The sequence below is a fragment of the Paeniglutamicibacter sulfureus genome (assembly GCF_039535115.1).
Lineage (GTDB): Bacteria > Actinomycetota > Actinomycetes > Actinomycetales > Micrococcaceae > Paeniglutamicibacter > Paeniglutamicibacter sulfureus.
On the sequence record NZ_BAAAWO010000001.1, the window covers coordinates 1,717,651 to 1,737,236 of the forward strand.

The following is a 19,586-nucleotide window of genomic DNA, read 5'->3' on the forward strand; positions in this document are numbered from 1 at the left end:
CGAAATGAGGTGCGTGCCTCATTTAAGAATGCTCGCGAAACTCTGGCCACCAGGGCGGGCAGCAGGCTGTGCTGGGGAGATGAAACAGGGGATATCGATGCACACCCGGCGAGAGCTCGTCAGCGGCTTCGCCGCCGAGTATGCGAAAGGGACCAAGGGACAGAAGGGCGTGATGCTCGACTACCTGTGCGCATCGACCGGCTGGTCAAGGGCCAACGCCCGCCGGCGTCTGGCCACGGAACTGCGTAAGCCCGCACGCGGGATTCCGAAGCCCCTGCCGCGGCGCAGGCCCCGCAAGTACGGGCCGGCGGCCCTCAAGCTCCTGGAACGAATCTGGACGCTTTCCGGAGAGCCCTGCGGGAAATACTTGGCTCCGATCATGGCCGACGAGCTCGAGCGTTTGGAACGCTTCGACGAACTCGGGACAGTGGCGGGACTGCTGACCGACGAGGTCAGGGACGAGCTGCTATCCATGTCGGCCTCCACGATGGATCGGTATCTGAAGCCGTTGCGCGCCGCTCGATACCCCTCGGCACTGTCCTCGACCAAGCCCGGGGCGATGCTGCGTTCGGAGATCCCGGTGCGGTGGTCGGGCACGCCCATGGAGCAGGAACCGGGGTTCTTCGAGATCGACACCGTCGCCCACTGCGGACACAGCCTCAAGGGCGAGTTCCTGTATTCGATCACCCTGACAGATGTGTTCACCGGGTGGACCGTGAACACGTGTGTGAAAAACCGTGCGCACAGCCATGTCGTGGCCGGGGTCGACCTGCTGGTCCGGTCCCTGCCCTACCCGATGCGGGCCCTGGATTTCGACAATGGCGGTGAATTCATCAACACCCAGCTCATCGAGTGGGCGCAGGAACGAAACATTGATCTGACTAGGGCGCGGGCGTATAAGCATAACGACAATGCGCATGTCGAGCAGCGAAATCGGGATTGGGTCCGTCGCCATGCCTTCAGGTTCCGCTACGAGGGTCCGGAGGAGATGGCCCTGCTCAATGAGCTCTGGGCGCTGGTGAACCAGCGCAAGAACCACCTGCTGCCGATGGTCAAGGCCAACGGCTACGGCACCGCACGTTCGGGTCGCAGGAAGCGGACTTATGACCGGCCGCGGACCGCGTACCAGCGCATCATGGATCTGGAGGCCATGGACCCGGAACATGCCAAGGCCCTGGCGGGCATCCACGGGGACCTGAATCCGGCGGCCATCACTCGCCGCATCAATGCCATCCAGAACCATCTCATCAACCGGGCCAAGATGCGCGCGCAGTCCGGGGATGCCCTATTTGGCGAGCAAATTAGTTGAGGCATGCGGGATTATTTCGCGAGCATATTGACATGAGGCAAGGCGATGCCCTGCTGGCGATCAAGTGTGCGCCCCGGGGGTCATCGGCCGGCGATGAGCGCCGACTCTTCCTCCGCGCTCAGGCCCAAGCGCAGCGATCGGATCCCACCGCCATCGTCCGCGCGTACAATGTCCTCAAAGCTCTCGCGCAGGCTGCGTCGGTGAAGGCCCATGGCCAGTGCACGGGCGTCCGATCGTCGCGCAAAGCCCTCGTGTTCGGTTCCCGGCGGCAGCACCAACGGCAACGACTTGGGACCTGCCCAGGGATTCACCCGATCCGTGGCCATCCGTGCCAGGTCGTATCCGTGGAGCGTGTGCCCGTCCTTGGTTGTCCCGGCTGCGCCGGCGGACGCGGCGGCGTCCCGGGCCAGCTGCAGGACCTGGACCAGCTGGTATTGTGCTCCCACGGCATTGACGTATCCATGGTGCCCGGCCAATCCGGCGTCAAGAATGAATGCCGCCAGGTCGCGCACGTCGATGACCTGCACCCATTGCAGCCCGTCCGGGTCGGCCGGGACCAGCACGGGATCCCGCGACTCGGCAAAACGCAGCGGCCAATAGCTGCTGCGGCCGCTCGGGTCTCCCGGACCGCCGATCAAGCCCGGACGGACCACGAGCGTCCGGCCTGCGCGGGTTTGCAGGCTCAAGCTCTCGCACGCAGACTTGGCCCGGCCATAATCCGATTCGGCTTCCTCGTCGTCGGCATCGAGGGGCTTGAGAACATCGGCACTCTCGTCGGCACCGGCCTCGGATTGCTCGGCGTACACCGAGCACGAGGAAACGAAAACCCAGTTGCGTGCCTTGCCGCCAAGCCGCTTGATTGCAGCGCGCGCAAACCGCGGCGAAGAAGTCAGCTCAACCACCAGATCCCAGTCGTGGTGCTCCACCCGGGCATAGGCTTCGGACATGGCGCGGTCGGAAAAGACCGCGTCGACACCCTCGACAAAGGGGTCGGTCCCACGTGCGAGCGCCGTGACTTGGTGACCCCTGTCCAAGGCGAGACCACTGAGCGTTTTTCCCAGCCAACCAGTGCCACCCAGCAGCAAAATATTAGTCATTCTTCGAGTCAACGACCCACTGGTCCGCAGGCACAAGTGAATTCTCAGTCGGCGTAGGAGAACGCGCGCGATCCCCCGCATCCCCATATTGTCATCTCAGGCGTGCCCCGGTGCCGAACTCACGTCGTCGGAGCAGGATTCACCGGCCGGGAGCTGAGGTTCGCGGCTTGGGACGAACGGACCGTCCCGCGTCCGGGAAATCCGCCCGCGTACACACACTCCATGCCCGGCCAGGGCCAGAACGGCTACCGGCACAAGACCGACTTTGCGAAGTGTGACGCGCACCCAAACCTTCCCCGCGGTCCATTGCGGGTACGACTTGGTGGGACGGGCACTATTGTCCGTCCGACTAGGTCTTTATTGGTTGTTTATTGAACTTAATTTGTATTAGAGCCCTCGCCCATGCCTTTAATATCTCGGTACGAGTTAGGCAAGCATAACCTTTGCTTACCATCTCGTGGCATTCCCCCGATATCAAAGGAGCCCCATGACGCCCCAACGTCCCCTGGCGCAAACCCTGTCCACCCCCACGCGATCCCTTGCGGGCACCGCCGCCGACCATCTGCTCGGCACTGACACTGCCGAACGCATGGCCGAGGAATTCGGCGCCGCCGCAAGGCTCGCGGCCCGATCCATCGCCGCCGCCGCGGGGCCGACCACCGGCCCCGGCCCGGCCGCGCTGCGCGCCCGGCTCGACGCGGTGGACCTGCGCACCCCGCTGGGCAACACCGCCGCCGCACTGGAGGAAGCCACCGAGCTGTACCTGCGCGACGCGGTCTATTTCCACCACCCGCGCTACGCCGCGCACCTGAACTGCCCCGTGGCGCTGCCCGCCATCGCCGCCGAGGCCCTGGTCACCACGGTGAACACCTCGATGGACACCTGGGACCAAAGCGCCGGCGCCACGCTCATTGAACAGCGGCTCATCGATTGGGCCGCGGATCTTGCCGGGCTCGGCCCGGACGCCGACGGGGTCTTCACCAGCGGCGGCACCGCCTCGAACCTGCAGGCGATGCTGCTGGCCCGCAACACGGCGGTTGCCGGCAAACCCGGAAGCCTGCCCGAACGCCTTGCCGGGCTGCGCATCTACGCCTCTGCGGACAGCCACTTCAGCATCTCCACCTCCGCGTCCCTGTTGGGGCTGGGCGCCGAGGCAGTTGTTGCAGTTCCCGTCGATGGCCTCCACCGGATGGATGCCGTGGCGCTTCAGGCCGCCCTGGCCGCCGACCGCGCGGCAGGGTTGCATGCGCTGGCCATCGTGGCCACCGCGGGCACCACCGATTTCGGGGCCATCGACCCGCTGCCGGGCATCGGGGCCCTGGCCGCCGAATACGGGGCCTGGTTCCACGTCGATGCCGCCTACGGCTGCGGGTTGCTCGGATCCCCGCGCCACCGTGGACTGCTCGCCGGAATCGAGGCCGCCGACTCGGTGACAGTGGATTTCCACAAGTCCTTCTTCCAGCCCATCGGCTCCAGCGCGATCCTCGTCCGCGACCGTGCCAGGCTCGCCCTGGTATCGCACCACGCCGAGTACCTGAACCCTGCCGCCGAGGCCGGGCGCGCACCCAACCAGGTCGACAAGTCCCTGGCCACCACGCGGCGCTTCGACGCGCTGAAGCTCTGGGTCACGCTGCGCTCGATCGGCGCCGAGGCCCTCGGGACGATGTTCGACACCGTGATGGACCTGGCCGCAGCGGCCGGCACCCTGGTGAAGGAGCACCCCGAACTCGAGCTCGCCGCAGAGGTCCAGCTCAGCACCGTCGTCTTCCGCTATGTTCCTGCCCTTCCCGTGCCCGACGGGGACCTCGAACCGCTGGCCAACGAAATCCGCAGGGCGCTCTACGAATCCGGGGAGGCCATGGTCGCTGCCACCACCATCGAGGGGGTCCGCCACCTCAAGCTCACGCTGCTGAACCCGCAGACCGGCATCGGAGACGTCGCCGCCATCCTGGAGGCCATCGTCGCCCACGGCCGCCGGATCTCCGGCGAGCGCACCCTGGGCCAGGTGCAGGCATGAGTAACGAACTCTTCGACACCACCCGCATTTACGACGCCGTCGGCATCGGCGCCGGGCCCTTCAACCTCGGCTTCGCCGCGCTGGCCAACCCCGTGCCCGGACTCGACGTGTTGGTGCTCGAGAGCTCCGAGGAGTTCGCCTGGCACCCGGGCATGATGCTTGAGGGCACCCACCTGCAGGTGCCCTTCATGGCCGACCTGGTCACCATGGCCGATCCCTCCCACCCGCTCTCCTTCTTGAACCACCTCAAGGACACCGGACGCCTCTACCCGTTCTACATCCGCGAGAACTTCTACCCGCTGCGCGAGGAGTACAACAACTACCTGCGTTGGGCGGCCGCGCGCCTGCCCTCGGTGCGTTTCGGCGCCCACGTCGCCGCCGCCCGCCACGCGAACGGGGTGTACGAACTCGACGTGCACAACGCCGAGGGGGTGCACACCGTGCGCACCCGGCGCCTGGTGCTCGGCACCGGGACCGTCCCCTATGTGCCCGCATCCGTGCCCGAATGCGTGCTGGCCTCCGGGTCCGTGGTGCACACCAGCGGCTACCGCTCCGCCCGCGAGGCCATCGCCTCTGGATCCCGCATCGCGGTGGTGGGCAGCGGACAAAGTGCCGCGGAGGTCTTCGCCGACCTGCTCGGTTCGCTGCGCCCGGACCAGCACCTTGAATGGGTGACCCGCTCCCCGCGCTTCTTCCCGCTCGAATACACCAAGCTGACCCTGGAAATGACCTCGCCCGAGTACATCGACCACTTCCATGGGCTGCCACAAGGCACCCGCGATGCGCTCTCTGCCCGCCAGAAGGGACTCTACAAGGGCATCAACGCGGATTTGATCGATGAAATCCACGAAATGCTCTACCGCCGCCAGGTCTCCGGCCACACCCCTGTCACCCTGCGCGCGGCGACCTCGCTCGAAGGCCTGGGGCACCGGGACGGTGCCCTGCAATTGCACCTGCGCAACCAGGACGACGGCGGCGGCTTCGACACCGTCGCGGACACCCTGGTGCTGGCCACCGGCTACACCTACCGCGAGCCGGCGTTCCTGGCCGACCTCGGGGCACGCATCAACCGGCTGCCCGACGGACGGCTCGACGTGGACCGCGGGTACGCCGTCAGCGACGATGCCGACGTGTTGGTGCAAAACGCCGAACTGCATACCCACGGCTTCACCGCCCCGGACCTGGGCATGGGCGCCTACCGCAACTCGGTGATCATCAACCGGATCCTGGGCCACGGGCACTACGCCGTCGAAAAACGCATCGGCTTCCAGTCCTTCGGCAGCCCCGCCCCCGGTTCCCCGGCACCCCTCACCCCCACACTCGAAGGAGCCCACGCATGATGTCCACCCCGGCCATTGTCCTGCCCGCGGCCCGCCGCACCGCACCGGAGGCCACCGAATTCAGCTTCCGCCGCTTCGACCCCGCCGCCGACGCCGAGCTGCTGCACGGCTGGGTCAACACCGAACGCGCCGGCTACTGGGGCATGCTCGGCTCCACCGTCCAGGAGGTCGGCAGCGCCTACCGGGAACTGAACGCCGATCCCCACCACCACGTGCTGCTGGGCCTGCTGCCCGCCGGGGACCTGTCAGCGGCACTCGAACCGGTGTTCCTGCTGGAGCACTACGCCCCGGAGCACTCGGTGCTCGCCGGCCGCTACGCGCACCGGCACGGGGATGCGGGCATGCACCTGCTGCTCGCCGGACCCGGCGACGGCAGGTCGCTGCCGGGCTTCAGCGCCGCTGCCATGGAGGCGGCGCTCGCCCACCTCTTCGCCGACCCCGCGGTGCTGCGCGTGGTGGTGGAGCCCGACGCCGCGAACACCGCCGTCCACTCGCTGAACTCGCGGCTCGGCTTCCGTCCGGCAGCCCGGATCCAGCTGCCCGCCGGTGCCGGGGCCCCGGCCAAGACCGCCCTGCTGTCCCACTGCACGCGGGCCGACTTTGCCGCAGCCACCGGGCGGCCCTCCACCGCAGCGGCGCACCTGTCCCCCGGACGCTGGGAGACGGCAAACCGGCACCTGCTGGCCAAGGCCATCGCCGAGTTCACCCACGAAAGACTGCTCGACCCGGTGCCCGGGGACGCAGGCTGGACGGTGTCCGCCGGCAACCACGAATACGGCTTCACCGCCACGGTGCACGGGCTCGAGCACTGGGTGATCGACCCCGACTCGCTGCACGTGTCCATCGACGGGGAACCCTCCGCCCCCGACGCCGCCGGCTTTGTGCTGGCCTTCAGCGACACCCTGGGCCTGTCCGCTACGCAGCTTCCGGTGTACCTCGAGGAGATCGGCAGCACGCTGGCTTCGCACTGCTACAAGCAGCTGCACTCCACCGCCAGCGCCGCCGAGCTGGCCGCCGGGACCGGGGACGCGGTGGGCGACTTCCAGCGGACCGAGGCGGCGATGACCGAGGGGCACCCCTGCTTCGTGGCCAACAACGGCCGCCTGGGCCTGGGTGCCAACGACTTCCTGTCCTACGCCCCGGAGACCGGGGGCGCGCTCGCGCTGCAGTGGCTGGCCGCGCACACTTCCCGCGCCAGCTACAGCTCCCTGCCGGGACTGGACGCCGAGTCCCTGCTGCTCTCCGAGCTCGGGGCGCGGCAGCTGGCCCGCTTCCGGGCGCGGATCGCCGAGTCCTGTGCCGGCAGCGGGCTGGATCCTGCCGACTTCCTGCTGTTGCCGATCCACCCCTGGCAGTGGGAACACAAGCTCGCGATCAGCTTCGCCGCCGACGTCGCCAGCGGGCACCTGGTGCACCTGGGTGCCGGGGATGACCTCTACCAGCCGCAGCAGTCGATCCGCACCTTCTTCAACCGCAGTGCACCGGCACGCCACTACGTGAAGACAGCGCTGTCGGTGCTGAACATGGGCTTCATGCGCGGGCTCTCGGCCGCCTACATGGAGGCGACCCCGGCCATCAACGCCTGGCTCACCTCGCTCTTCGAAAACGACGAGGAGCTGCGCCACGGCAACGTGGGGCTGTTGCGCGAGATCGCCGCCGTCGGCTATTCCAACCCGCTCTTCGAGGCGGCAGGGAAGGATACACCGCAGCGAAAGATGCTTGCCGCCCTCTGGCGCGAATCGCCCGCCGGACTCATCGAGCCCGGCCAGCAGCTGGCCACCATGGCTTCGCTGCTGCACCTGGATTCCGCCGGCGCGTCGCTGGCTGCGGCCCACATCCGCCGCTCGGGACTCGAAGCCACCGACTGGCTCGCCCGCTACTTCGACGCCTACCTCATCCCGCTGGTGCATTGCCTGTGCCGCTACGACCTGGCGTTCATGCCGCACGGGGAAAACGTCATCCTGGTGCTTCAGGACTCCGTGCCCGTCCGCGTGCTGCACAAGGACCTGGCCGAGGAGATCGCCATCCTCGGGGACAGGCAACCGCTGCCGCCGGAGGTCGAGCGGATCCGCGCCGCCGTCCCCGAGTCCGAGCGCAGACTGGTGGTCTTCACCGACATCGTCGACTGCTTCCTGCGCTTCCTTGCCCCGGCACTGGCCCGCGAAGGGGTTTGCAGCGAGGACGCGTTCTGGGCCACCGCGGCGCAGCGGCTGCTGGCCTACCGGGAACGCCACCCGGAAACGGCCGAAGCGTTCGACGCCCTGGAGCTCTTTGCCGAATCGTTCGAGCTCTCCTGCCTGAACCGGCTGCAGTTGCGCAACAACGCGCAGATGCTGGACCTCACCGACCAGTCCGGCGGGCTGATCTACGCCGGCACCCTGGCCAACCCGTTGGCCGGGCGCGGCGCCTAGCTGACCGCGGGGCGCCCGGGGCAAACACACCTATGCTGTCCCCGGCGCCCGCGGTATCCTCAAGGCATGCTGCATCCACGTGCCGCGTTGCCTGCCGGGCTTTGCCTGATGTTCCTGCTTGCCGGCTGCACCCCGCTGGTGGACGAACCCCTGCCCGCACCCACGGCAACCGCACCGGATTCCGGACCTTCCCTGATACCCGAGGTCAAGGTCTTCCGCATCGATCCCGCGCCGCGCGGGGAGGAATCCGGCCCAAGGCCGCCAACCCATGCCGACCTCCTTGAACAGGGCAAAAGCCCGCTGCCCGGCGCCCGGCCGGGCAGCGAAAAGGTCCTGATGCATTTCCACGGCAAGGGCGATGCCAGGATCATGCTGCCGCACCAACGATCCGGCGCGCTGCTGTGGCTGCTGGTGCATTGCGAGAGCCCCTCGCCGCTGACCGTGCAGTCCTTCGACCTGCGCGGCATCGCCGTGGTCCGCTATGACCTGGAGCCCTGTGGGATTGCCGAGGGCGGCGGGGGTGCCGAGGACGGCACCTCCACCTTCGTTCAGGTGTGGACCGGTCCGAACGTGGAATACGACCTCACGGTGATTTCCTCGGAACAGGGCACCGGGTGAACTACCGGGAGGGCTTCCCGGCGGATCCCAAGTGCCTCGATAGCCGGTGCTCAAGCCCCGCCCGGACCTGGGGCCATTCGGAGGCGATGATCGAATAGACACAGGTGTCGCGCAACGACCCGTCGGCCATGCGTCGATGCGAGCGCAGCACCCCGTCCAGCTTTGCGCCCAGGCGCTCGATGGCGGCGCGGGAGGGCATGTTCATCCAATGCGTGCGGAACTCGACGGCGGGGCAGCCAAGGACCTCGAAGGCATGTCTTAGCAGCAGGAGCTTGGAGTCGACGTTTGTGCCGGTCCCACTCACCGAGGCCCGGTTCCAGGTCGACCCGATCTCGAGCCTGGGCATTGTCGGGTCGATGTCCATGTAGGTGGTCATGCCCAGCACCACGGAATCGGCATTGCGCCGGGCGACGAACGGCAGCATCGCTCCCTGCCCCTGCAATTGAAGCCGGCGATCGATCTCGGCGCGCATCTGCCGCGGTTCCGGAACCGCCGTGTACCAAAGCTTCCAGGGTTCGCCGTCGCGAACCGCATCGAGCAGCTCGTCGTGGTGCCCGTGGCGCAGGGGTTCGAGCGTTACCAGGGGCCCGCGCAACGTCAGGGGCTCGATCCTTGTCAAGGGTCCATCCCGGGGTGCGGCCCGGTGTCCCCGCCCGCCGGGCCGGACGCCATCTTCTCCCTGATCGTTTCGAGCTCGGCGGTGCTCAGCCCGTGTTCGAGCAGGAACGATTCGACGCCCAGGGAATCAACGAATTGGCCCAGCGCCTCCAACCTCTCGTTCAGCGGCCCCACCAGGTCCCGTTCCTCGATGTAGGACTCGTGCGGGTGCTTCACGGGACTGACCTTGTGCCAGTCGTTGATCCCCCGGAGCGAGGCCTCGTATTGGGATTCGAGCAGGTCGGCCCGGTCGGCCAACTTGAGCAACATCGAGACGATCAACCCGGTGCGGTCGCGCCCGGCCGAGCAATGCAGCACGACCTTTCCGCGGGCCGCGGCAATCTGGTGGAACACATCGGCGATGCGGTCCGGGAAGAACTCGACGTTTCGCGGATACATCCGCGGATGGTTCATGTAAGGCACCGCGAGCTGCGTGAATTCCGGATGCCCTGGCTCCTCGGTGGGGGCGTTCACGATGGTGATTCCGGCCGTGGCCGCCTCGTCCACCTGGGGGTCCGTGGGGCGCCGGCGCACCTCATCGGGGTTGCGCAGGTCAATGACCGTGCGCACGCCGTCGGCGTGGGCCTGCTGCCATCCGGCACCAGTCAGCCACTCGCGCCTGCCCATGCGGTAAATGCTGCCCAGCACGACCCTGGCGTTGACTGCGCCTTCCCACTGCGGCTGGTCCATGGATTCCACCATCGCGCTTTTCCGCTCCCCCTACGCCCGGCCGCCCTCAAACGTTTCAATGCGGATGTGGTGCTCCGGACCCGTCACAGCACGCGGCGCAGCGGCCTGGGGATCCGCGGTTCCGGGTGCCTCGGCCTTCGGCGCCTCGGTTGCCGGGCCGCCGTTTCCGGGGGCCGCCGACGCGGGCCGGCCATGCGCGGAGCGGAATGCTTCGGAGTCGCGCCAGGTTTCGAAGTCCGACTCGGAGTCGAATTCCATGGTGACCTTGTACGGGGTGTTTTCATCCACCGGGCGGTCAAGCGTGGCGCGGGACAGGCCGGCAACCTTGGGCAGGTTGTTGCGCATGTTGCCGATGAAACGTTCCTCGAAGGCTGCTGCCCGTTCCGCCGGAACATCAATGCGGTTGGTGACGACGTACATGGTTGTATTCCTTCCCACGGTGGCCGCCAGTGTGCCTGGACGGCTCGGTTTCCAACCTACCCAAGAACTCCGCCGCTGCCCATTGTGTCCCGGCAATGTGGAGACACGAAAGCCGGTGGTGCCACGGATCAGCGATCCCCGGCACCACCGGCTTCGGTTACAGCCGGACTACTTGGAAGCGGCCCAGTCGTAGAAGCCCTTGCCGGTCTTGCGGCCCAGGTGGCCCTGCTCAACCAGGTCGCGCAGGATCTGCGGCGGGGCAAAGCGGTCGCCCAGGGTCTCGTGCAGGTACTCGGCAATGCCCAGGCGCACGTCAAGGCCCACAATGTCGGTGGTCTTCAGCGGGCCGGTGGGGTGCTTGTAACCCAGCACCATGGCGTTGTCGATGTCCTCGGCGCTGGCCACGCCCTCCTCGACCATGCGCATGGCTTCGAGCGCGATCGCTACACCGAGCCGGGATGAGGCGAAGCCGGGGGCGTCATTGACCACCACAGCAGTCTTGCCCAGCCCCTGGACCCAGCCGCGGGCCTTCTCGATGAGCGCCGGGGCACTCTGCTTGGCAATGACGACCTCGATGAGCGTGGAGGCCGGGACCGGGTTGAAGAAGTGCAGGCCCAGGAAGTTCGCCGGGCGAGCCAGCTCCTGGGCCAGGCCGCTCATGGACAGCGAGGAGGTGTTCGAGGCCAGGATCGCGTCCTCCGCGAGGTTTTCCTCGACCTTCTTGAGCGAGGAGACCTTCAGGTCCCAGATTTCCGGGACCGCCTCAACCACCAGCTCGCGGTCCGCGAAGGCCGCGTAGTCAACCGAGACGCTCAGGCGTGCGGTGACCTGCTCATAGGTTTCGTCCAACCCTCCGCGTTCGATGGACTTCGCCGCGGAGCCGGCAACGCGCTCGTAGGCGCCCTGGGCGGAATCCTCGTCGCGCTCGACGACCACCACGTCGCAGCCTTTGACCAGGAAGGCATGGGCAATGCCCGCGCCCATGCGGCCGCCGCCGAGGACGCCGACCTTGGCCGGAAGGGTGTTGGGTGTTTCACTCATTTACTTTTTCTTCCTGTCCAAGAAGGCTTGCATGCGGTCGAATTTTGCCTGGGATTCAAAGAGCATCCCCTGGGCAAGGGTGTCGATGACGGGGTGTGCCTCGCGCGGGGTGTGGAACACGGACTTGGTGATGCGCACGGCAAGGGCGTCCTGGGTGCCGATGCGGTCGGCCAAGGCCGAGGCGGCTGCCATCAAGTCGGGTCCCTCGACCAGCTCGGTGATGAGCCCGACGCGCAGGGCCTCCTCGCCCTTGAGCACCTTGCCCGCCAACAGGATCTCCTTGGCAACCGGTTCGCCCACAAGTTCCTTCAGGCGCCAGGTGGCACCCGCAGCGGCCATGATGCCGAGCCCGGTTTCCGGGTTGCCCATGCGCAATTCGGGGGTGCCGATGCGGAAGTCGGCCGCGTAGGCCAGCTCGGCGCCGCCGCCCAGGGCGAAGCCATCGAGGGCCGCGATGACGGGCATCGGCAGCTTGGCGATCCTGTCGAAAATGCCGGAGTTGATGCCGGCCAGCGCGTCATCCCGGCGGCGCTCGCGCAACTGGGCGATGTCGGCACCGGAGGCGAAGACGCCCTTGGCCCCGGTTTCCGGGTCCGCGGGGGTGCCGGAGAGCACCATGATCTTCGGCGTGCGCTCCAGGTAGGCGCAGACAGCGTGCAGCTCGTCGACCATCAGCTGGTCGATGGCATTCTTGACCTGGGGGCGGTCAAGCTGCACGTTCAGCCGGTCGGCGGACTCGGAGACCTTCAGGGTCTGGAATGCGGAGGCGTTCAGCGTCTCCCCCATCCCCCTAGACACCCTCGATGAGCAGGGCCGCGCCCTGGCCGACGCCCACGCACATGGTCGCCAGGCCCAGCTTGGATCCGCCGGCCTTCGCCTCGCGTTCCAGGCGTCCGAGCAGGGTGATGACGATGCGTGATCCCGAGGAGCCCAGCGGGTGGCCCAGGGCGATGGCGCCGCCGTCCCGGTTCACGATCTCCGGGTCGATGCCGAGCTCGCGCATGGAAGCCAGCGACTGCGAGGCGAAGGCCTCGTTGAGTTCCACGGCGGCCAGGTCATCGACCGAGTAACCGGAACGTTCCAGGACCTTGCGGCTGGCCGGAACCGGGCCCATGCCCATGATTTCCGGGGCCAGGCCGGCGGAAGCGCCGTCGATGATGCGGGCGCGCGGGGTCAGCCCGTATTTCTTGATGGCCGCTTCGGAGGCCACGATGATCGCCGAGGCACCGTCGTTGAGCGTGGAGGCGTTGCCCGCGGTGACCACGGTGCCGCCCTTGACGACCGGACGCAGCTTGGAGAGCACCTCGAAGGAGGTGCCGGGGCGCGGTCCCTCGTCGGTGTCGACGATGGTTTCGCCCTTGCGGGACTTGACGGTGACCGGGACGATTTCGTCCTTGAAGCGTCCGGCCTCGATGGCGGCGATGGCGCGTTCGTGCGAGCGCACGGCGAAGGCGTCGCAGTCCTCGCGGGAGGTGTTGTAAACACGGGCGACTTCCTCGGCCGTTTCCGGCATGGAGAAGGTGGCCTTGCCCTCGCGGGAAAGCTCACCGGAGAGGAATTCGGGGTTCGGGAAACGCCAGCCGATCGAGGTGTCGAAGGTGGCTCCCGGCTTGGCGAAGGCCTTGTCCGGCTTTTCCATCACCCACGGGGCGCGCGACATGGACTCCACGCCACCGGCGACGACGATGTCGGCGGCACCTGCCTTGATCATGTGGCTGGCCATGGTGATGGCGCTCATGCCCGAGGCGCAGAGGCGGTTGACGGTGATGCCCGGAACGCTGTCCTCGAAGCCTGCAAGCAGCCAGGCCATGCGTGCGACGTTGCGGTTTTCCTCGCCGGCGCCATTGGCGTTGCCGAAGATGACCTCGTCGACGTCTGCCGGGTCGATTCCGGCTCGCTCCACGGCGGCACGGATGGCCAGCGCGGCCAAGTCGTCCGGGCGCACGCTGCTCAATGCCCCGCCATAACGTCCTACCGGGGTGCGGGCTCCGCCCACCAAGAAAGCCTCGGTCATAACAACTCCTTTGTCATGGGGCACACGCCTGGATGGTTCCCACCGGAAACCCGGCGGGAAAGACCTGCAATGCTCCGTGGTTTGGCTTCGGCGACCGGCTCCGGGCGGAGCGCGGAAGAATTACCGACCATTCGTTCACTAATACAATCCCATCATGCCATAAGCGCGGTCAACCTCATGGTCGGCAAACTCTCCGGTTTGACCGACCCCAATCACTGCCGTATCGTCTTCCACTTGACCGACTCCGGACCCTGTCCGGATCGTGGACCGTCACCGTCCAAGGCCGTCAACATGGATTTGGACGGGCATCCGGTCGACGGAAAGCTGAATAGCAAACGGAGCAGTAATGCAGCCGGAAAACAGCCAACCCAACCAACTAAACAACCCCGCACCGGTGGCATCCCAGACCACCGACCCCGTGGATTTTGGCGAAGACATCGGCCCGGATCTATCCACCACCGCCGGCCGCAGCGAAATCCGCAAGGCAACTGCCGCCTCGGCCATGGGCAACCTCACCGAATGGTTTGATTACGGCGTCTACGCCGTGGCAGTCACCTACATTACGTTCCACTTTTTCCCCACCGAGGGCGGAACCCTCATGGCGTTGGGCACCTTCGCACTCTCCTTCCTGGTCAGGCCGCTCGGCGGCCTGGTCTGGGGACCGCTGGGCGACAAGTTGGGCCGCAAGCACATCTTGGCCCTCACCATCCTGATGATGTCCCTGGCTACATTCTTCATCGGCATCCTGCCGACCTTTGAGCAGGTCGGCGTCTTGGCACCGGTCCTGCTGGTGCTCCTGCGGATGATCCAGGGCTTCTCCACCGGCGGCGAGTACGGCGGCGCCGCAACGTTCATGGCCGAATACTCCCCCGACAAGAAGCGCGGCTTCTTTGGATCGTTCCTGGAGTTCGGGACCCTCGGCGGCTTCGCCCTGGGCACGGCCGTGATGCTGGGCTTCCAGGTCGCGCTGAGCGACGAGGCAATGATGGACTGGGGCTGGCGCGTGCCGTTCATGATGGCCCTGCCCATGGGCTTGATTGGCCTCCACCTGCGAAACAAGCTGGAAGACACCCCGGTCTTCCAGGAACTCGAGGAGCGGGGCGAGGTCCAGGAATCGAGCTCGCTGCGCACGCTTATCCGCGGCTACTGGCGCCCGATGCTCATCATGAGCGGCCTGGTGATCGCCCTGAACGTCGTGAACTACACGTTGCTGAGCTACATGCCGACCTATCTCGAGGGCCAGCTGGGCCTGGATCCGAAGGCGTCCCTGATGGTGATCCTGGTCGGCGAGGTCGCGATGATGGCCGTCATCCCCTTTGCCGGATCACTTTCGGACAGGGTGGGAAGAAAACCCCTGTGGTTCGCGTCGCTGATCGGCCTCTTCGTGCTGGCCCTGCCGCTGTTCTGGCTGATGGGCAAGAGTTTCCCGCTCGCGATCCTCGGGTTCGCCATCCTGGGTCTGCTCTACATCCCGCAGCTAGCCACGATCACGGCCACCTTCCCGGCCATGTTCCCGTCCCACGTCAGGTTTGCCGGTTTTGCGGTGACCTACAACGTGGCGACAGCGATCTTCGGCGGTACCGCGGCCATGGTCAACGAGGCCGTCATCAACGAGACCGATTTCCTGTTGTTCCCGGCCGTCTACATGATGGCAGCCTGCGCCATCGGCCTGGTGGCCACACGGTACCTGCCCGAGACCGCCGGGGCGTCGTTGCGCGGAACCGAGATTCCGGACGCCCACGAGACCGGCATCCTGGCCGACACCGACCCGGAAACGGACGCCGAGGTTCTCGTACCCCGATCCTAAAACGGCCCGAGAGCAGCCCCGCATGAGGCGACGGCCTGCATGAAGCGACGGCCTGCAAACGACGGTGGGTGGGTGGTTCCCAAGGAAATCTTGGGAACCACCCACCCACCGTTTTGTCGTTTGCAACGCCCGACCGGAATGAAGCCCTAGGAGTAGAGCTCGCTCTTGGCGGTGTTGTGCTTGGCCTTCTGCCAGCCGATCCAGAAGCCGACTGCAATCAGCGGGATGCAGGCAATGGTGTACAGGCCGAGCGGGAAGACTTCGCCGTCCGGTCCGGTGAGCGTGTCAAAGCCGATCAGCACCGTGATGATTGCCAGGGCGATCAGGCCCGCCCAGCTGGTGTAGGGCGCCCCCGGCATCGGCAGGGAAGAGACCTTGCCGCGCTTCTTGCGCAGCATCAGCTGGCAGGCGAAGATCGAGCCCCAGGTGAACAGGACACCGATCGATGCGGTGTTCAGGGCCAGGTCGAAGGCGTAGGTTCCGCCAAGCCAGACGTTGAGGATGATGCCCACGAAGTACACGCCGCCGATGGCCAGGATGCCGGCATAGGGGACGTAGCGCTTGTTCATCTTGGTCAACCACTGCGGGGCGTGGCCGTTGTTCGCCATCGCTCGGAAGACGCGGCCGATGGAGTACAGCCCCGAGTTGCAGGAGCTCAGCGCCGCGGTGATGACCACGAAGTTCATGACGCCGCCGATCCAGCCCCAGCCCAACTGGTCAAAGACGGTGACGAACGGGCTTTCCCCGGCCTTGTACTGGTTCCACGGCACGATCATGGCCAGCAGCGTCACCGAGCCGACGTAGAAGACGACGATGCGCACCACGACGGCGCGGATGGCTGCGGGGACTTCCCTGGCAGGGTCTTCCATCTCGCCAGCGGTGATGCCGACCAGTTCGATGGCGTTGTAGGCGAAGATGACGGCGTTGAGGACCAGGATGGTGATCATGAATCCGCGCGGGAACATGCCGCCCTCGCCGGCGAACAAGTTGGAGACCGAGGCGTGCCCGACCCCCACCTGCGCGTTGGTCACCACGAGGTAGGTGCCGATGCACAGGAAGAGCACGATGGCAGCGACCTTCAGGAACGATGCCCAGAACTCGAACTCGGCAAACGCCTTGGCGCTGAAGAGGTTCACGGCGATCAACAGGCCCAGCGCGCACAGCGCTGCGGCCTCCACCGGGACGCCCGGGAAGAAGTAGGTGAAGTACAGCCCGATGGCGATGAGCTCGGCAATGCCCGTCATGGCCCAGTTCAGCATGTACATCCAGCCCGAAAGGAAGGCTCCCTTGGCCCCGAAAAGCTCACCGGCATAGGAAACGAAGGACCCCGAGGACTGGCGGTACATGATGAGTTCGCCCAGCGCACGCATCAGGAAGTAGGCAATCACACCGGCAATGGCGTAGGAGAAGATCAAGGCGGGCCCGGTCGTGGCCAAACGGCCACCTGCCCCCATGAACAGGCCCACGCCGATGGCGCCACCCATGGCGATCATCTGGACGTGCCTGCGGGTGAGGGTCTTCTTGTAGCCCTCGGCCGTCACGTCGGCGTCTCTGGTGGAGGTATCGGGCTGGTGTTCTCGGACGTTGTGGGGTTCCACCGCGTAGCTCCTTTGGCGACTCAATCTACCCGCATCGATGCAACGGGGAAGGCACCAGGCCAGGCCCTTTTCAGGGGTGCCCGCTCACACATTTAGTGGAGGTGCAAACGGCAAACCTACCGCACTTTGCCATCCAACATGAAGTTGGGCAACCAGCCAAAACGCCGCTCAACTATGATCCGAGACACCATGCGTTTTGCAATCACCCTAGTGAGGTGAATATTTGACGTGGATCACAAGCCCAGGCAAAGAGCAATTATTAATTGTTCAACAGTTGCGCCAGAACTGAAGGCCATGGGTTTCCGCCGATCCACAAAGCCGGGGGCCCGAGCCGCTTTCGCCCCCGCGGCTACCGAACCTATAGCATTCATGGTTGTGAGCACCCTTGATTCCACCGAACAATTGCCAGCCAAGGTTTCCGACATTTTCGACCCCATGCAGTGGCGCGTGGTCGAGGGTTTCGACCTCGAGGACATGACCTACCACCGCCAGGTCGAGCGTGATTCCGCCGGCACGGTCGTGCGCGACCTGCCGACCGTGCGCATCGCCTTCAACCGCCCGGAGGTCCGCAACGCGTTCCGCCCCGGCACCGTGGACGAGCTGTACCGCATCATGGACCACGCCCGCATGAGCTCGGACGTGGCAACCGTGCTGCTGACCGGCAACGGCCCCTCCCCCAAGGACGGCGGGCATTCCTTCTGCTCCGGCGGGGACCAGCGCATCCGCGGCCGCGACGGCTACCGCTACGCCGAGGGAGAGACCGCCGACTCGATCGACCCCGCCCGCGCCGGACGCCTGCACATCCTTGAGGTCCAGCGCCTGATGCGCACCATGCCCAAGGTCGTCATTGCAGTGGTCAACGGCTGGGCCGCCGGCGGCGGGCACTCGCTGCACGTGGTCTCGGACCTCACCATCGCCTCCCGCGAGCACGGCAAGTTCAAGCAGACCGACGCCACCGTCGGCTCCTTCGACGCAGGCTACGGTTCGGCGCTCCTGGCCCGCCAGGTCGGGCAAAAGAACGCCCGCTCGATCTTCTTCCTGGCCCGCGAGCACTCCGCAGAGGACATGGTCTCCATGGGCGCGGTCAACGAGGCCGTGGACCACGCGCGCCTCGAGGAAGTCGCCCTGGAATATGCAGCGGACATCGCCAAGCAATCCCCCCAGGCCATCCGCATGCTCAAGTTCGCGTTCAACCTGGCCGATGACGGGCTGGCCGGGCAGCAGGTCTTCGCCGGCGAAGCCACCCGCATGGCCTACATGACCGACGAGGCCGTGGAGGGCCGCGACGCCTTCCTCCAAAAACGCGACCCCGACTGGTCAGCCCACCCGTACTACTTCTAGGCCCAAGGAACCCCGGCACCATGAATCCAGATTCCGCGCTCGTTGCCCTTTCAGCATCCCTGAACGAGGAAGGGCCGGCCGTGGAGATCCTCCCGGGCACCACGAACAACGAGTACGTCGTGAACCCGGTGGCCGGGGCGGAGCTGGAGGGACTCGAGGGAATCGCGGCGGTGGTGCGCACCTCGGGGTCCACGGGGACCCCGAAGCGCACCGCGCTGTCGATCGATGCACTGGCCTCCTCTTCGATGGCCACGGCCGAATACCTCGGATTCGAGGGCCAGTGGCTGCTCCCGTTGCCGATCCACTTCGTGGCAGGCCTGGCCGTGTTGACCCGCAGCCTGTATGCCGGAACCCGACCGTGGGCGATGGACCTGGAGCAGAGCTTTACCGCCGGGGCTTCAATGAGGCCGCCTCGGCCCTGACCGACCGCAAACGCCTGGTCTCCCTGGTCCCCACCCAGCTGCAGCGACTGTTGGAAGATCCGGACGCGGAGACCATTTCCACGCTGCAACGCTTCGACGCCATCCTGCTGGGCGGGGCACGTGCCCCGCGCGCGGTCCTGAAGGAGGCAGCAAGGCATTCGCTCAAGCTGCACCTCACCTACGGTTCCAGCGAGACCGCCGGTGGCTGCGTCTACGATGCCCGGGCCCTGCCTGGAGTGCAGGTCAAGGTCGTCGACGGACGGATCATGCTGGGCGGGCCAACCATCGCCTCCGGCTACCTCGGGGACGCCGGCCTGACCGCCAGGCACTTCAGCGTAGACGGGTCGGGGGTGCGCTGGTACGCGACCGACGATCTGGGAAGCTACGCCGACGGCATGCTTTCGGTGTCCGGGAGGGCCGACGACGTCATCATCACCGGCGGTGTCAAGGTTTCGGCGGCCCAGGTCCAGCGCGTCCTCGAGGCCCTGCCCGGTGTCTCGGAGGCGGCGGTGGTTCCCGTGCCGGATGCGCAATGGGGCCAGCAGATCGCCGCCGCCTATGTGGGAAGCGCCGCCCCCGAGGCCCTGTCAGCGGCCGTGCGCGCATCGCTCGGTGCCGCCGCGGTGCCGCGCCGCCTGCAGGCGCTCGAGGCGCTGCCGCTGCTGCCCAATGGCAAGGTCGACAGGATGTCGCTCGCCGCCTGGCTGGCTGAAACACCACGCTGACCTGCCGGCCGCGGATCCTGGCAGCGCGCCGAACCGTCGATACGCGCCGGGCTTGGCCTGACGCGGGTGATCCTGACGT

General features: G+C 66.6%; 17 protein-coding genes. 9 read left to right on the forward strand and 8 right to left on the reverse strand.

Annotated features, from left to right (window positions below):
• Positions 1-97 precede the first annotated feature (97 nt).
• Positions 98-1,309 (forward strand): integrase catalytic domain-containing protein, encoded by a 1,212-nt coding sequence (locus tag ABD687_RS07850; protein WP_007273073.1) that lies wholly within the window; start codon positions 98-100, stop codon positions 1,307-1,309.
• Between the two features lie 80 nt (positions 1,310-1,389).
• Here ABD687_RS07850 and ABD687_RS07855 read toward each other — a convergent pair whose 3' ends face one another.
• A complete protein-coding gene (locus ABD687_RS07855) occupies positions 1,390-2,406 on the reverse strand; it encodes an NAD-dependent epimerase/dehydratase family protein (protein WP_264270462.1) in 1,017 nt (338 codons plus the stop codon).
• Positions 2,407-2,893: 487 nt separating this feature from the next.
• Here ABD687_RS07855 and ABD687_RS07860 point away from each other — a divergent pair, with 487 nt between their 5' ends.
• The 4 genes from ABD687_RS07860 to ABD687_RS07875 all read left to right on the forward strand — a co-directional run bounded on the left by ABD687_RS07860 (position 2,894) and on the right by ABD687_RS07875 (position 8,792).
• On the forward strand, positions 2,894-4,423 hold the full coding sequence (locus ABD687_RS07860; protein ID WP_302265028.1) for a pyridoxal phosphate-dependent decarboxylase family protein: 1,530 nt from the start codon (positions 2,894-2,896) through the stop codon (positions 4,421-4,423).
• Complete coding sequence (locus ABD687_RS07865; protein ID WP_302265026.1) at positions 4,420-5,763, forward strand: lysine N(6)-hydroxylase/L-ornithine N(5)-oxygenase family protein; 1,344 nt, start codon at positions 4,420-4,422, stop codon at positions 5,761-5,763. The genes ABD687_RS07860 and ABD687_RS07865 overlap by 4 nt, the downstream gene beginning before the upstream one ends.
• Positions 5,760-8,174 (forward strand): GNAT family N-acetyltransferase, encoded by a 2,415-nt coding sequence (locus tag ABD687_RS07870; RefSeq protein ID WP_310292246.1) that lies wholly within the window; start codon positions 5,760-5,762, stop codon positions 8,172-8,174. The genes ABD687_RS07865 and ABD687_RS07870 overlap by 4 nt, the downstream gene beginning before the upstream one ends.
• Positions 8,175-8,240: 66 nt before the next feature.
• On the forward strand, positions 8,241-8,792 hold the full coding sequence (locus ABD687_RS07875) for a hypothetical protein (RefSeq protein WP_310292244.1): 552 nt from the start codon (positions 8,241-8,243) through the stop codon (positions 8,790-8,792).
• A 1-nt stretch (position 8,793) separates the two neighbouring features.
• Here ABD687_RS07875 and ABD687_RS07880 read toward each other — a convergent pair whose 3' ends face one another.
• The 6 genes from ABD687_RS07880 to ABD687_RS07905 all read right to left on the reverse strand — a co-directional run bounded on the left by ABD687_RS07880 (position 8,794) and on the right by ABD687_RS07905 (position 13,614).
• On the reverse strand, positions 8,794-9,411 hold the full coding sequence (locus ABD687_RS07880) for a GNAT family N-acetyltransferase (RefSeq protein ID WP_264270458.1): 618 nt from the start codon (positions 9,409-9,411) through the stop codon (positions 8,794-8,796).
• On the reverse strand, positions 9,408-10,139 hold the full coding sequence (locus tag ABD687_RS07885) for a tyrosine-protein phosphatase (RefSeq protein ID WP_310292241.1): 732 nt from the start codon (positions 10,137-10,139) through the stop codon (positions 9,408-9,410). The genes ABD687_RS07880 and ABD687_RS07885 overlap by 4 nt, the downstream gene beginning before the upstream one ends.
• A gap of 30 nt (positions 10,140-10,169) precedes the next feature.
• Complete coding sequence (locus tag ABD687_RS07890) at positions 10,170-10,559, reverse strand: antibiotic biosynthesis monooxygenase family protein (protein ID WP_310292239.1); 390 nt, start codon at positions 10,557-10,559, stop codon at positions 10,170-10,172.
• Positions 10,560-10,727: 168 nt separating this feature from the next.
• On the reverse strand, positions 10,728-11,600 hold the full coding sequence (locus ABD687_RS07895) for a 3-hydroxyacyl-CoA dehydrogenase family protein (protein ID WP_310292236.1): 873 nt from the start codon (positions 11,598-11,600) through the stop codon (positions 10,728-10,730).
• Complete coding sequence (locus ABD687_RS07900) at positions 11,601-12,386, reverse strand: enoyl-CoA hydratase/isomerase family protein (RefSeq protein WP_302265016.1); 786 nt, start codon at positions 12,384-12,386, stop codon at positions 11,601-11,603.
• Positions 12,387-12,390: 4 nt separating this feature from the next.
• Positions 12,391-13,614, reverse strand: a complete 1,224-nt coding sequence (locus ABD687_RS07905; RefSeq protein WP_264270453.1) for a thiolase family protein — start codon at positions 13,612-13,614, stop codon at positions 12,391-12,393.
• Positions 13,615-13,960: 346 nt separating this feature from the next.
• Between ABD687_RS07905 and ABD687_RS07910 the strand changes: the two genes are divergently transcribed.
• The gene (locus ABD687_RS07910) at positions 13,961-15,421 is read left to right on the forward strand and encodes an MFS transporter (RefSeq protein WP_310292234.1); all 1,461 of its coding nucleotides are present in this window, start codon (positions 13,961-13,963) and stop codon (positions 15,419-15,421) included.
• Between the two features lie 146 nt (positions 15,422-15,567).
• On the opposite strand, the gene ABD687_RS07915 is transcribed toward ABD687_RS07910, so the two are convergent.
• Positions 15,568-17,019, reverse strand: a complete 1,452-nt coding sequence (locus tag ABD687_RS07915) for an amino acid permease (protein ID WP_310292232.1) — start codon at positions 17,017-17,019, stop codon at positions 15,568-15,570.
• Between the two features lie 435 nt (positions 17,020-17,454).
• Here ABD687_RS07915 and ABD687_RS07920 point away from each other — a divergent pair, with 435 nt between their 5' ends.
• From ABD687_RS07920 to ABD687_RS07930, 3 genes are read left to right on the forward strand one after another with little or no spacing between them, the layout of a single operon-like run.
• Positions 17,455-18,360 carry a 1,4-dihydroxy-2-naphthoyl-CoA synthase gene (locus ABD687_RS07920; RefSeq protein ID WP_377700401.1) on the forward strand — a complete coding sequence of 302 codons (906 nt, stop codon included), beginning with the start codon at positions 17,455-17,457 and terminating at the stop codon, positions 18,358-18,360.
• Between the two features lie 20 nt (positions 18,361-18,380).
• Positions 18,381-18,782: an AMP-binding protein gene (locus ABD687_RS07925; RefSeq protein WP_344760978.1), complete on the forward strand. Its 402-nt coding sequence runs from the start codon at positions 18,381-18,383 to the stop codon at positions 18,780-18,782.
• The gene (locus tag ABD687_RS07930) at positions 18,719-19,507 is read left to right on the forward strand and encodes an AMP-binding enzyme (RefSeq protein WP_344760979.1); all 789 of its coding nucleotides are present in this window, start codon (positions 18,719-18,721) and stop codon (positions 19,505-19,507) included. The genes ABD687_RS07925 and ABD687_RS07930 overlap by 64 nt, the downstream gene beginning before the upstream one ends.
• Positions 19,508-19,586 lie beyond the last annotated feature (79 nt).

Bases quoted from the DNA above. Each gene is read 5' to 3' on its own strand.
- ABD687_RS07865 (WP_302265026.1), top strand. From the start codon at position 4,420: ATGAGTAACGAACTCTTCGACACCACCCGCATTTACGACGCCGTCGGC.
- ABD687_RS07890 (WP_310292239.1), bottom strand. From the start codon at position 10,559: ATGTACGTCGTCACCAACCGCATTGATGTTCCGGCGGAACGGGCAGCA.
- ABD687_RS07910 (WP_310292234.1), top strand. From the start codon at position 13,961: ATGCAGCCGGAAAACAGCCAACCCAACCAACTAAACAACCCCGCACCG.
- ABD687_RS07860 (WP_302265028.1), top strand. From the start codon at position 2,894: ATGACGCCCCAACGTCCCCTGGCGCAAACCCTGTCCACCCCCACGCGA.
- ABD687_RS07900 (WP_302265016.1), bottom strand. From the start codon at position 12,386: ATGGGGGAGACGCTGAACGCCTCCGCATTCCAGACCCTGAAGGTCTCC.
- ABD687_RS07920 (WP_377700401.1), top strand. From the start codon at position 17,455: ATGCAGTGGCGCGTGGTCGAGGGTTTCGACCTCGAGGACATGACCTAC.
- ABD687_RS07885 (WP_310292241.1), bottom strand. From the start codon at position 10,139: ATGGACCAGCCGCAGTGGGAAGGCGCAGTCAACGCCAGGGTCGTGCTG.
- ABD687_RS07850 (WP_007273073.1), top strand. From the start codon at position 98: ATGCACACCCGGCGAGAGCTCGTCAGCGGCTTCGCCGCCGAGTATGCG.
- ABD687_RS07855 (WP_264270462.1), bottom strand. From the start codon at position 2,406: ATGACTAATATTTTGCTGCTGGGTGGCACTGGTTGGCTGGGAAAAACG.
- ABD687_RS07925 (WP_344760978.1), top strand. From the start codon at position 18,381: ATGAATCCAGATTCCGCGCTCGTTGCCCTTTCAGCATCCCTGAACGAG.
- ABD687_RS07905 (WP_264270453.1), bottom strand. From the start codon at position 13,614: ATGACCGAGGCTTTCTTGGTGGGCGGAGCCCGCACCCCGGTAGGACGT.
- ABD687_RS07895 (WP_310292236.1), bottom strand. From the start codon at position 11,600: ATGAGTGAAACACCCAACACCCTTCCGGCCAAGGTCGGCGTCCTCGGC.
- ABD687_RS07870 (WP_310292246.1), top strand. From the start codon at position 5,760: ATGATGTCCACCCCGGCCATTGTCCTGCCCGCGGCCCGCCGCACCGCA.
- ABD687_RS07875 (WP_310292244.1), top strand. From the start codon at position 8,241: ATGCTGCATCCACGTGCCGCGTTGCCTGCCGGGCTTTGCCTGATGTTC.